Genomic DNA, 13,356 nt, shown 5'->3' on the forward strand with positions numbered 1-13,356 from the left:
AACCCAGGACCCCTACATTAAAAGTGTAATGCTCTACCAGCTGAGCTACGGAATCGTTTTGTTTGCCTTAGAGAAACAAGTGTCGGTTTTACCTAACAATTATTCCTTTTTAGCGGGTGCAAATATAGGTTTATTCTTATTCGATGCAACATATTTCTAAAATATTTTTCTGTTATTTTTTCACACGTAGCCCGTTTTTTTTCTATTCACTTAATTCTAGCCATTTTAACTCTTTTTCATCTATGGCATTATTGACTTCTATCAGTTCTTTGCCCCACTGTGCAATTGAGTCCGATTGATTGCTTGGCGCACTCAGCTTCGTTTCCAACTCGGTTTTTAACTGGTGCAAGTTTTTCAAATCGGTATCTAATTGTTCAAACTCTTTTTGTTCCTTAAAGCTTAATTTGCGTTTGGCAGGTTCTGTTTTTTGTACAGGCACAGATACTGTTTCTTGTTTGCTATTGGCTCTATTAGCCTCTTGCTTAGCTTCATAAATAGCAGCTTGTTTTTCTTCCTGCTCATTTAAATACTCTTGGTAGTTACCATTAAACGACCTTATTTCTCCATCGCCTTCAAACACAAACAAGCTGTCAACAATGGTATCCATAAAATACCTGTCATGCGTTACCACCATTATACAGCCTCCGTACTCTTCCAAAAACTCTTCTAATACATTTAAGGTTTCTATATCTAAATCATTGGTAGGCTCATCCAACACCAAAAAGTTAGGCTTACTCATTAATATAGTCAATAAATATAACCTGCGTTTTTCACCTCCGCTTAAAGCACTTACATAATTATGTTGTTTTTTAGGGTCGAATAAAAAGCGTGTTAACAATGTTTTAGCCGTTAACTTCTCGCCTTTGGTCATTTCTACATACTCGGCTATATCGGTTATTACTTCAATTACACGCTTGTCTTCTTTTAACTGCATGCCTGACTGGCTGTAATAACCAACCTTAACGGTATCGCCTAAACTAATTTTACCACCATCGGGTTTCTCTGTACCCAATAACATATTTAAAAAAGTAGTTTTCCCAACTCCATTTTTACCAATAATACCAATACGTTCGCCCGGTTTAAAAATATAAGTAAAGTTTTTGCAAATACACAATGAACCAAAGCTTTTTTCGAGCTGCTGTACTTCTAATATTTTAGAGCCCAAACGCTCCATTTTCATTTTTATTTCTACCTTACTATCATCACGCTTAAACGAAGCTTTTTCCGCTATTTCGTGAAAAGCCTCTATCCTGCTTTTTGATTTAGTAGTTCTGGCTTTGGGTTGCTTACGCATCCACTCCAACTCCTTGCGCATGTGTTTTCTGGCTGCTGCAGCCTCCTTATCTTGGTACTCTTCTCTTTGCGCTTTCTTTTCTAAAAAGTAAGCATAGTTACCTCTGTGGGTATATAACTTACCTTCAGCTAATTCTATTATTTCATTACATACTTTATCCAAAAAGTACCTGTCATGGCTTACGAGTAATAAAGTAATGTCATTTACCGTTAAATGCGTTTCCAGCCATTCTATCATTTGTATATCCAAATGATTGGTAGGTTCATCCAAAATAATAAAATCGGGTTGCTGAACCAATACACGGGCTATAGCCAAACGTTTTTTCTGACCACCGCTTAAACTATTAATGGTACTGTGTAAGTTATTGTGTAAATTAAGTTGTTGTAAAATGGTTTTAATTTTGGTTTCAATATCCCAGGCATTTAAATTATCCATGGCCTCCATGGCATATTGCAATTCGTTTTGCAATTGCACATTGGCATGGTCCTTATCCAAGCGTTCCAACACATCATCGTAAGTAGCTACGCATTGCAATAATTCATTGTCCGATTTATAAATAGCCGTCCAAACATCGTCCGTATCATAAAACTGTGGCTCCTGCTCTATATAAGCCCAACGTATATTTTTATCAATAATTACTTGTCCTTCGTCAGCGCTATCGCGCCCACTTAATATATTGAGTAAACTGGTTTTACCTGAGCCATTTTTGGCAATTAATGCAACCCGTTGTCCTTTTGTTACTGTAAGTGTTAAGTTATTGAATAAATGTCTTTCCCCATAATGTTTAGCGAGGTTTTCGGCACGTAAATAATTCATGGCGCAAGTTTAAGCTAATTTGCTAAGCTTAAATAACAATAAGTTTAACATTTAAATCAGTAACCTAAACCTGTAAAATTATGACTTAGTTAACAAGCAGTACTTTATAGCTAACAATCAAACAATTAAAACAATATAGCTATTTAACATTATTTATTATTTACCATATAACCAACCATTTGCCATAATAATCGTTATAGCTACTAAGACAAACTGCTTATGAAAAAAACCTCTTTACTAATTAAACTAATTATTGTTTTATTGCTTTCATCTGTTACGGTAGATGTATTTACCAATGCCACTAATCCACCTGCCGGTACTACCGGAGGTCCTTCGGAAGGAAGTTGTTCCACTTGCCACGGTAGCGGTAATATTACCTTAGGAGCCAACTGGTCGGCCATTACTTTAACAGGTATTATTGGTCCGGGATACATTGCAGGGAGTACTTATATTATAACGGTGGCGGGCAATGCTGCGGCTACCACTAAAAACGGGTTTGAAGTAACTGTTTTAAACAACTTAAACAATACAGCAGGTACCTTGGCCTCTGGAACGGGTAGTGGATTAATAACCAGTGGAGGAAGAACTTATGTACGACAAACGTCAGCATCGCAAAGCTCATGGAGCTTTACATGGACAGCTCCAAACCCTGCAGTAGGTGCTGTTACTTTCTATTTAGCTTATAATGCCACCAACAACAACAGCAGTGCCGATATTGGCGATAATGTTTATATAAAAGCATTTACGTTTACCGAAGCCAGCTCAAATTTACCAACGGCTGTTATCACCCCCTCTGCTACCACCATTTGTTTAGGCGATACTTTATTTTTAAGTGGCAGCGGACAAAATAATCCAACTACTTATAACTGGCAGTTTTTAGGTAATACACCTAATGCAGCCACCGGTAAAAATGTTTTTGTGGTTTATACCAGTACAGGTATTAAAACAGTACGCCTTACTACCTCCAACAACGATGGAAGCTCCTCGCCTACCAACCAGAATATTACGGTGGTGGCAAAACCTACTTCAACTATAACTGCCAGTAATAATGCCATTGTTTGCGATAACGATTCCGTTACCTTAACAGGGCCAACGGGAAGTGGGTTAACTTATTTATGGACACCCGGCAATTTTACCACTCCAAGCATTAAAGCAGGTAACGCAGGTGTTTACACACTGAAAGTTACCAATACAAGCAACAATTGTTTTAGCACCTCCACCAAAACAACTACCAAGCAAGCCAAACCACAAAGCACTTTAATTAATAATAAAGATTCTGTTTGCACTGGCGATACCATTTTATTTGATTTAACAGGCAGTGGATTTTCAGCCATTTACCATATAAACAACATAGCTCAGCCAAATACGGGTAATGGCTATCTATTAGGAGGCAATGCAGGTATATATAATGTACAACCCATTATATCGCAAAATGGATGCTCCACCACCATTCCAACAAAAACAGTAAAAATAATAGATCCTTTAACTGCTGTACAAAATGTTATTTGCACAGCCACACCCAATAAAATTGAGTTTGAATGGCCGGCTATAAATGGAGCAACAGGCTATCAGGTGAGCCTTAACAACGGGCAAAGCTGGATAAATGCCAATAATGGTTTATCGCATATTATAGATAGTTTAAACCCTAATACAAGTATTGGTTTAAAAATAAGAGGTATAAACGATGGGCCTTGCGCTGCGGGTATGGAAATAACCAAAACCTGCGTTAATTCACCTTGCCCAACTATTAACTTTAAAGTTTCTTTTGCACATCAGGCTTGTAGAAACAGCAATCAATTGAACGATTCGTCTATGGTAATAATAAACAATGTTGACATTGCTAATTATTTATTAAAGTGTGTAAGCGGTGCTGATAGTATTGATTACAGAAAACAAAACAGTTGGAAATTTGCCACCAAACCAGGAAGCAATAAAATAACATTGTATGTAAAAGACTCGGTAAACCCTACTTGCCCGGCCACTGTATTTGACAGTACTTTAATGGTTCATGCTAATCCAAGTATACCGGTATTAAACAACAGTGTATTAACTGCCGATGTTTGCGAAACCAATACATTCAATATAAATGTAGGCAATACCAACGCCAATAAATTTGCTTATTACCAAGTGGGCAATAGCAGTCCATTGTTGTTTTCAAATACTAAATCATTCCCATACCAAGCCAAATCGCAAGCCGCGACCGAACACTTTTATGTATTGGCTTTCGATTCTGTAACTGGATGTGCTGTACAAACTGACACGTTACATGTAAACACGCTTTTATATCCAAAAGCTAACTTTACATTTACCATTAATAAAGGAGACGTTCAATTTACCAATCAATCAATAGCTATTCCACCCCCTACTTATTTGTGGCAATTTGATGATGCAAACCATTCAAGCAGCACCAGTTTGTCTCCATCATTTACTTATACCCAAAACAATACGTATAATGTTAAACTGATAGCCAATAATAACAACTGTATCGATTCCATAACCAAACAAGTAACTATTGCTGGTTTAAGTATTCATAACATTACCAAAAACAACATAAGCATATATCCTAATCCGGTAACCGATAACTTGTATATTGACTTAAAAGGTTTATTGATAGCTGATAAATTACAAATACATGATTTAGCGGGTAAACTGGTAAAAGAAATAGCCCCTGAACAAAAAGATTTACTGCTTATTCCAATGGATGATTTAGTAAAAGGTGTTTATATTATAAAATTCAATATAAACGAACAAGCTTACCAACTCAAGGTAATAAAAGGATAACGAAGTAAACAGCTTATTGAATACTATAATAAAAAGGCTTACAAATATTTTGTAAGCCTTTTTTATACATGAATAATATGCTCTTTAAAACAACTTTTGTGCTGACTTGTCTATTCCATTATGAAAGAATATGTTTTATACAAGACCACAGTAATAAACAAACCTTTAATAGAAGTTTTCGAGTTTTTTAGCAAAGCAGAAAACTTAAATAAAATAACTCCTAACGAAGTACATTTTAAAATACTCACCCCTTTACCCATACCCATGGCAAAAGGTACACTCATTGATTATCAAATTAAAGTAAACGGTATTCCGTTTGTATGGAGAACCGAAATAAGTGAATGGAATCCACCTTTTAAGTTTGCCGACCAACAATTAACAGGCCCTTATAGCAAATGGTACCACGAACACTTTTTTGAAGAGAAAGATGGACAAACCATTATGACTGATAAAGTTACTTACCTCTCCAAAGGGTGGATTATTGCCCCACTACTCCACCGGCTTTTTGTAAACAAAAAAGTAAAACAAATATTTGAACACCGCGAAATTCAATTACAACAAATTTTTAAGTAAATTAGTAACCAAATAACAGGTTATATTATTAATGGTTAATGATAAAATAACTAATCAAAAAAAATGTGAACATTGTTCCAACTGGACAGATGGCGACAAAGCCTTTTGTAGCTATTGTGGCGAAATTTTAGACTTAAACTACCGGAAACAAATTGATGAATTAGCAAAAAACGAATCTGTTTTAATGAACTATTACAAAATAAAAAACTCCGATTCTAATTTCTTGCTTTGGCTTATTGAAAAATTGATACAGGGAGGCCAGATTATTGTAATGGCTATTATTGCTTTGGTTACTTTTGTGCTTGTTTTACTACCAACCTAATGACAGACTACATTAAACATACTTTAGCACTTTTAGTGCTTTTTATTGCTCATATGCTGCTTATTTATGGCAATATACACATTGCCATCATTGACAACTATTTAGACGATATTATACTGCTGCCTATAGTATTGGGAACAGCTCTTTTTGTACAACGAAAATGGATAGCCAAGCATAATCAATTTGTTTTTAATAGAATCATTATTATAGCAACCTGGTTATACTTTTGCATCATGTTTGAAGCTGTTATTCCTCCATTTAATAAAGGTTTTACTGCCGATTGGCTGGATTGTATAGCTTATGGTTTAGGTGCCTGCTATTTTTATGTTTTTATGAATAAAACCAGTCCTGTTAAACAACAAGCAACACTTTAATTAATCTTTAAAAAAGTATACCAATTTTTTAGTTTCAAAAAATTCCCCTTCAAAATAAGTACTTAAATCAGTGGTTTGCACATGTAGTTTGCTACTCAATAACTTCAATGCTTTTATCTCTTCTTTTAAATCTCCACCTTTTAATAGTAAATACCCATTCAGTTTAGCATTAAAACAATCTTCAGCTATATATTCTCTGGTCCATTTATACAATTGTTCCATAGGTGCTACAGCCCTGCTTACTATAAAATGAAATTCTTCTTTTAAATTTTCAACCCGTCCTACCACAAAATCAGTATTGGTTAAACCAATGGCAGTGGCTATTTCTTCGCCTACTTTTATTTTTTTAGCAATAGAATCGCAAAGTGTAAAAGTAGCTTCGGGAAACAATATAGCCAATGGAATACCCGGAAAACCACCACCTGTACCTATATCCAACACCCTAGTATCTTTTTCAAACTGAATAAATTTAGCTATAGCCAAACTATGTAAAATATGTTTTTCATATAATGACTCAATGTCCTTACGGGAAATCACATTTATTTTACTGTTCCAATCAAAATATAAAGCCTGTAAAGCCTCAAACTGTGTTTTTTGTTGATCTGATAAATTGGGGAAATGTTGTAGTATTAATTCGAAACTCACTTTTTAAACTTTAAATATGTTTTTACTGAATACTGCAAAGTAAAACTATTATTTAGCAATCACAATTTTATTGTAGCTGTATAACGCTTACCATTTATTTTTCCTCTTAAATAAATTACTTGCTTATTGTAAAGTTTAAAGTTTTTATTTGAAGCCATAAAATAGTTTCTATGTTACTACAAATAGACAATCTGAATAAGTCTTACGCCAAACATCAGGCACTTAAAAATGTGTCGATGCAAGTACCCAAACAAAGTATATTTGGTTTGCTTGGACCCAATGGAGCCGGTAAAACAAGCTTAATTCGTATTTTAACCCAAATAACCCAAGCTGACAGTGGAACCATTTTGTTTGATGGAGAAGCATTAAAAGAAAAACATATTTATGAAATGGGGTATTTACCCGAAGAAAGAGGCCTTTATAAAAAAATGCAGATTGGGGAACAACTGCTATATTTTGCTGAACTAAAAGGCTTAAAAAGCAGTGAAGCCAAGCAACGTGTAAAATATTGGGTTGATAAATTTGAAATTAAAGACTGGCTTGGCAAAAAAGTAGAAGAGTTATCCAAAGGAATGCAGCAAAAAGTACAGTTTATAGCTACTGTACTACATCAGCCTAAGTTAATTATTTTAGATGAACCTTTTAGTGGTTTTGATCCTCAAAATGCACAATTGCTAGTAGATGAAATATTAAGATTAAGAGACGAAGGCAGCACTATTATTTTTTCAACTCACCGTATGGATACTGTTGAGAAACTATGCGATGATATTGTATTAATACACAAAAGTGAAGTTGTGCTGAGTGGAACCAAAAACGACATTCGCAAACAATTCAGCCATGACGAATATGCCATTCAATTCAACGGTCAATTACAAAATGGCCAATATTTTAATATTATAGAACAAGACCAAAACGAAGCTTTAATAAAACTAACCGGAAGCAAAAAGGAAGCCATTAATGAACTTATTTCAACTATTGATTTAAATTCATTCAGCCCTAAAATAGCCAGTATGGAAGATATTTTTATTAAAATGGTTAAAAACGACTAGTCTAAGGCTTGTCTACTTTCTCACAATGGTAAAACAGTTTCTCATTTTGGGCATTTTGGGTAAAAAATAAATAATCATCCCCACCCTCTTTCAATTTAAATTGCTTATAAATTTCGGCTACTGTGGTTGGAAAATTACGTCTACTGATATTTACTTTTGTTAACTGTTTTTGTTTTAAGTAATCTTTAAAAGTTGATTTGGCAAAAGGCATACTATTTACTACCCTGAAACTGCGCCCCATAAAGTCATTGGGAACATTATCTCCAACAAAAAAATGAGAGTTTTCTGCCAGCATTTTTAAACCGCAATAGTTTGCATACACATTGCTTAATCCTGCTTTTATGATGGCTAAATTAGGCTCAAAAAAGTATTCGGTATGGTTACTCGAATTCACATTATTAGTAACAGAATCGTCTTTATAAATAAAGCTTTCAATTGTTTGCTTATCTATTAAATTAACCGCAATGGTTGAAGTAACAACACTTTCTTGGAAAGAAATCAATACCAAAACTTCCTTTACTTCATTCTGAACCGCGATTACATAAATAGTTTCAATATTGGAAAATTTTGTTTTGATATAACTCAAATCAACCAAAGGCGATAGCTTGAGTAATAATTTTGAACTGTATTGTTTAATAACAGGAAGCAACGCTATAATATTGGGCGTACAATCTTCTATAATAAATTTCTTGGCATTAGAGTCCGGCCGCCTGTCTGCATCAGCATAAATCAGGTCAAAATGAGTAGTATTGGCTGCCAAATAATCCTCGGCCGGCAAGCCTAAACGTTTAATATTATCTAAGCCAATTTTTTTAAAATTATGATTTACTATTTGATTTAATTCTTCATTAATATCAAGCGAAACAACATGGGCAAAAGTACTGGCAAATGCAATATCATCAACGCCTAAGCCTCCACATAAGTCCAATACATTAGTACCCTTTACTATACCAGATTTGTAAAAAGCAGTCAATTCACTACTTGCCTGTTCATAACTTTTAGCCGGAAGCCAGCAATAATTCAATGCCAGTGTCGGAACTTTGTGGCACGCTTTTCGATAATTAACAATTGTTTCAAATAACAAATTATAATTAACTTCCGTTTGATGTTTAGTCTTAATTTTAAGAATCAATTTATCTAAATCAGCCTTTGTAAACTGATTTATGACTAAATTCTTAAAATCAAATTCTAGTTGTTCGGAAAAAAGGTTATACTTTTGCAAAAGGAAATTTCTAGTTAAAAATAGTTAAACGACAAATAATTAAACAATTATGAAAAAGTTAGCACCAATAGTACTTTTTGCTTTAGTAATCATTTTGATGGTTTCGTGCAAAGGTTCTTGCCCAAAATTCTAGGTTTAAACACTTTTGTTTATCCTACCAATAAATTGTTTATCTAATTAAACAAATTGAAAGTTTATGTCTTGAACTAAGTCAGGATGTAAACTTTTAGCTACTGGGCAGTTAAGTCCAATGATTATTATTTTTTCCTTGTCCTCATCCGTTAAATTTCCTTTAGGTATTTTTACATCAATACTAATTTTTGCAACTCTACGCGGATCGGAAGCCATGTGTTTTTTTACAGTCAATTTCGAATTAATTAAATCAAAGCCCATTAAACGAGTCTGAATTGCAATGGTAGTCATTATACAGCTCCCTAACGACATGGCCATCAAATCAGTAGGAGAAAAGGCCTCACCTTTACCAAAATTATCAGTTGGCGCATCTGTTATAATTTTTGAGCCTGATTGTAAATGAGTAGCTTCACATCTAAACTCACCTAAATAAATTACTTCTGCAGTATCCATTTTTTGTTATTTTTGACAGCAATATTAAAAAGTATAATCGCATTGCAAAAACGTATTTTCATTTTAGCATTTATTTTGTTTGGTTTTATTAACTATAGCCAAGCTCAAAATACGCCTATTACCGATGGGGAAATAATTTTGTATAAAGATTATAACATTGGCTTTAATTTAAACTCTTTAGGTGGAGGTGGCGCTTATTACCGCCATGGCTGGCATAAAACCGGTAGCATCAAAAATTTTGTTGAATCAGAATTAGCCTACGTTCGTCACCCAAAAGAAATATGGCGTTACGGATACCAGGACAATCCAAATACATATACCTATGGCCGATTAAACTATGTTTTCTTTTGGCGAAATAGTTTTGGGCAAAAAATTGAATTAACAGAACGAAGCTATAAAAATGCATTGGGCTTAAATTTTATTTACAATATTGGTATCACACTAGCTCTTTTAAAACCTGCTTATATTGATTATTTTGTTTCAAACCCTAATGGTAGTGCTACTTTGGTTACTGAACGATATGACCCCAATAAACATGTGGATGAATACCGTATTTATGGCAATGGCCCCATACTAAATGGTTTTGGAGAAATAAGTGCCAAAGCAGGTTTATTTGGTCGCGCAGGCCTTTCTATTGATTACGGACAATACCCTGATGAATACAAATCGTTGGAAGCAGGTGTGACTTTAGATGTATTTAACGAGCCACTTCCCATGGTAGCTAAAGCCGAAAACAAACAAATATTTCCAGGATTTTATATAGCTTTCAACTTCGGTTGGAAAAATTAATTTAACATATCAAACGCTGATATAACATACAATGATTGAATTACCGGTATTAAACGAAGCAAGAGTAAAAAAACCAAGTTGGTTAAAAGTAAAATTACCTACAGGCGAAAACTACAGAAAAGTACGCCAATTGGTTGATGAATATAAACTGCATACGATTTGTGAAAGTGGAAATTGTCCGAATATGGGTGAGTGTTGGGGAGCAGGCACGGCTACCTTCATGATTTTAGGAAACATTTGCACACGTAGCTGTTCTTTTTGTGCAGTAGCGACAGGCAGAGCCAAAACATATGATTTGGAAGAGCCTATGCGTGTAGCAGAAGCCATTAAATTAATGAATGTAAAACATGCTGTTTTAACTTCGGTAAACAGAGACGAATTACCTGATAAAGGAGCTAAAGTTTGGGCTGATACCATACGTTTGGTAAAAGAACTAAATCCAACCACTACTATTGAAACTTTAATTCCTGACTTTTTACGTAAATGGGATTTATTATACCAGGTAATTGATGAAAAACCGGAAGTAGTAAGCCATAACATGGAAACTGTTCCGAGATTATACCGCAAAGTACGCCCTCAGGCTAAATACGAACGCAGTTTGGAGCAAATAAAACTAACCAAAGAGCGCGGACGCAGAACCAAAAGTGGTGTGATGTTGGGATTAGGTGAAACAGAAAATGAGGTTTTTGAAATTATGGACGATTTAGTGGCTCATGGATGTGATGTTTTAACACTTGGCCAGTATTTACAACCAACCAAAATGCACTTAGCCGTTGAAGAGTTTATTACACCTGAACAATTTGATTATTACAAACAAGTAGGTTTAGCTAAAGGATTTAACTATGTAGAAAGTGGTGCTTTGGTTCGCTCAAGCTATCATGCTGAAAAACATATTTAATCATTTAACCACCCCTTTTTCATATTTACAAAATGCTACAAAACATAATAGAACAAGCATGGGAAAACCGTGACTTGATAAAAGAAACTAAAACCCAAAATGCCATTAGAGAAGTAATAGAATTACTTGATAAAGGAAAGTTAAGAACTGCCGAACCTACTGCTAACGGATGGCAGGTAAATGATTGGGTAAAAAAAGCGGTAATCATGTATTTCCCAATTCAAAAAATGGAAACCATTGAAGTAGGCCCATTTGAATTTCATGATAAAATGTTACTTAAACACAATTATGCTGATTTAGGCGTAAGAGTAGTGCCTCATGCAGTAGCTCGTTATGGTTCATTTTTAGCAAAAGGTGTTATACTCATGCCAAGCTATGTAAACATTGGCGCTTTTGTAGATGAAGGAACCATGGTTGATACCTGGGCTACTGTGGGCAGTTGCGCCCAAATAGGTAAAAATGTGCATTTAAGTGGTGGTGTTGGTATTGGTGGCGTTTTAGAACCTGTTCAGGCAGCTCCGGTTATTATTGAAGACAATTGCTTTATTGGTTCACGTTGTATAGTAGTAGAAGGTGTGAAAGTGGAAACTGAAGCCGTATTAGGTGCCGGTGTTACTATTACCATGAGTACAAAAATTATTGATGTAACAGGACCGGAACCTATTGAATATAAAGGTGTAGTTCCTGCCCGTTCGGTTGTTATTCCCGGTTCTTATACTAAAAAGTTTCCTGCAGGTGAGTTTCAGGTACCTTGTGCTATTATTATTGGTAAACGCAAAGAAAGTACCGATAAAAAAACCAGCTTAAACGATGCTTTACGCGATAATAATGTAGCTGTTTAATCGGCTTACAATTTAAGTAGTAATACATGAAAATTGGATTTGATGCTAAACGTGCTTTTAATAACTCAACAGGTTTGGGTAATTATGCACGTTTACTGATTAAATCGTTGGTTGCAAATTTCCCTGAAAACAAGTACTATCTTTTTACGCCTAAAATAGACGAAAAGTTTGCCAATGAATTTAGTGAATTCAGGCAAGTTGAAATTATAAAACCTGAAAATTTTATTGATAAACAGTTTTCAGCGGCTTGGCGAAGTTATAGTATTGGCGATATTGTAAATAATCTTGAACTGGATATTTTTCATGGCTTAAGCAATGAGTTACCAAAAGGCATTAACCAGTTAAAAACGAAGTGTGTAGTAACTATTCACGATTTAATTTTTCTGCGTTATCCCAATTACTACAACAATATTGATGCTTATATTTATAAAAAGAAATTCAGAAATGCGTGTAACTATGCTGACTTAATTTTAGCTACAAGTATTCAAACCCAAAACGATATTATTGATTTTTTTAAAACTGAAAAGGAAAAGATTCAAGTAACCTACCAGGCTTGTGATGATGCATTTTCGGTCGCATATACCAATGAAACAAAAGATTTAATTCGGGAAAAATACAATTTACCCAAACAGTTTATATTAAGTGTTGGTACCATTGAAAAGCGTAAAAATCAACTGACCATTTTACAAGCTTTAAATGAGTTGGATAATAACTGGGAATTGGTTTTAATTGGCAAAAAAACAAGCTATGCTGATGACATTATAAGCTATGCTAAACAGCACGACTTAACTAACCGCCTGCATATTTTCGAAAATATTCCATTCAGCGATTTGCCCGTTATATATCAATGTAGTGATTTGTTTGTTTACATTTCGGAGTTTGAAGGCTTTGGAATACCTGTTTTAGAGGCTATGCAAAGCAATATTCTCGCTGTTACCTCCAATGTATCATCGTTGCCTGAAGTAATAGGAAATGAGTTACTAACTATCAATCCTTTTGAAAGTTCAGCATTGGTGCACTTTATTAAAATCAATTTTAGCCAGCCCGATCTTATCAAAGACTATATAACTACCGCAAAACAAAGAGCTCAATTGTTTGATAAGGATTATTTAGCCAAAGCATTAATGGATAAATACCTTGCTCTTTTAGCATAAAAAAACACAACA

13 protein-coding genes are annotated in these 13,356 nt (G+C 34.5%); 9 read left to right on the forward strand and 4 right to left on the reverse strand.

Annotated features, from left to right (window positions below):
- Window positions 1-202 precede the first annotated feature (202 nt).
- Window positions 203-2,110, reverse strand: a complete 1,908-nt coding sequence (locus V4538_02220) for an ABC-F family ATP-binding cassette domain-containing protein (protein MES2379828.1) — start codon at window positions 2,108-2,110, stop codon at window positions 203-205.
- Window positions 2,111-2,329: 219 nt separating this feature from the next.
- Here V4538_02220 and V4538_02225 point away from each other — a divergent pair, with 219 nt between their 5' ends.
- The 4 genes from V4538_02225 (at window position 2,330) to V4538_02240 (ending at window position 6,160) form a co-directional block, all read left to right on the forward strand.
- Window positions 2,330-4,891 (forward strand): choice-of-anchor V domain-containing protein, encoded by a 2,562-nt coding sequence (locus V4538_02225; protein MES2379829.1) that lies wholly within the window; start codon window positions 2,330-2,332, stop codon window positions 4,889-4,891.
- Between the two features lie 120 nt (window positions 4,892-5,011).
- The gene (locus V4538_02230) at window positions 5,012-5,464 is read left to right on the forward strand and encodes an SRPBCC family protein (protein MES2379830.1); all 453 of its coding nucleotides are present in this window, start codon (window positions 5,012-5,014) and stop codon (window positions 5,462-5,464) included.
- 31 nt (window positions 5,465-5,495) lie between these two features.
- Complete coding sequence (locus V4538_02235) at window positions 5,496-5,786, forward strand: hypothetical protein (protein MES2379831.1); 291 nt, start codon at window positions 5,496-5,498, stop codon at window positions 5,784-5,786.
- Complete coding sequence (locus tag V4538_02240) at window positions 5,786-6,160, forward strand: magnesium citrate secondary transporter (GenBank protein ID MES2379832.1); 375 nt, start codon at window positions 5,786-5,788, stop codon at window positions 6,158-6,160. The genes V4538_02235 and V4538_02240 overlap by 1 nt, the downstream gene beginning before the upstream one ends.
- On the opposite strand, the gene rsmG is transcribed toward V4538_02240, so the two are convergent.
- The gene (gene rsmG / locus V4538_02245) at window positions 6,161-6,805 is read right to left on the reverse strand and encodes a 16S rRNA (guanine(527)-N(7))-methyltransferase RsmG (protein ID MES2379833.1); all 645 of its coding nucleotides are present in this window, start codon (window positions 6,803-6,805) and stop codon (window positions 6,161-6,163) included.
- Window positions 6,806-6,975: 170 nt separating this feature from the next.
- Here rsmG and V4538_02250 point away from each other — a divergent pair, with 170 nt between their 5' ends.
- Window positions 6,976-7,854, forward strand: a complete 879-nt coding sequence (locus V4538_02250) for an ATP-binding cassette domain-containing protein (protein MES2379834.1) — start codon at window positions 6,976-6,978, stop codon at window positions 7,852-7,854.
- Window position 7,855: 1 nt separating this feature from the next.
- On the opposite strand, the gene V4538_02255 is transcribed toward V4538_02250, so the two are convergent.
- On the reverse strand, window positions 7,856-9,076 hold the full coding sequence (locus V4538_02255; protein ID MES2379835.1) for a class I SAM-dependent methyltransferase: 1,221 nt from the start codon (window positions 9,074-9,076) through the stop codon (window positions 7,856-7,858).
- 177 nt (window positions 9,077-9,253) lie between these two features.
- Window positions 9,254-9,661: an OsmC family protein gene (locus V4538_02260; protein MES2379836.1), complete on the reverse strand. Its 408-nt coding sequence runs from the start codon at window positions 9,659-9,661 to the stop codon at window positions 9,254-9,256.
- Between the two features lie 12 nt (window positions 9,662-9,673).
- On the opposite strand from V4538_02260, the gene V4538_02265 reads away from it, so the two are divergent.
- The 4 genes from V4538_02265 to V4538_02280 are packed head-to-tail and all read left to right on the forward strand — an operon-like array spanning window position 9,674 to window position 13,344.
- On the forward strand, window positions 9,674-10,450 hold the full coding sequence (locus V4538_02265; protein ID MES2379837.1) for a hypothetical protein: 777 nt from the start codon (window positions 9,674-9,676) through the stop codon (window positions 10,448-10,450).
- A gap of 31 nt (window positions 10,451-10,481) precedes the next feature.
- On the forward strand, window positions 10,482-11,348 hold the full coding sequence (gene lipA, locus V4538_02270; protein ID MES2379838.1) for a lipoyl synthase: 867 nt from the start codon (window positions 10,482-10,484) through the stop codon (window positions 11,346-11,348).
- A 32-nt stretch (window positions 11,349-11,380) separates the two neighbouring features.
- Entirely contained in the window at window positions 11,381-12,190 is an 810-nt protein-coding gene (locus tag V4538_02275; protein ID MES2379839.1) for a 2,3,4,5-tetrahydropyridine-2,6-dicarboxylate N-succinyltransferase, read from the forward strand.
- Between the two features lie 26 nt (window positions 12,191-12,216).
- Window positions 12,217-13,344: a glycosyltransferase family 1 protein gene (locus tag V4538_02280; protein MES2379840.1), complete on the forward strand. Its 1,128-nt coding sequence runs from the start codon at window positions 12,217-12,219 to the stop codon at window positions 13,342-13,344.
- The last annotated feature ends 12 nt before the right edge of the window (window positions 13,345-13,356 follow it).

This window comes from Bacteroidota bacterium (genome assembly GCA_040388375.1).
Lineage (GTDB): Bacteria > Bacteroidota > Bacteroidia > UKL13-3 > UKL13-3 > JAAFJM01.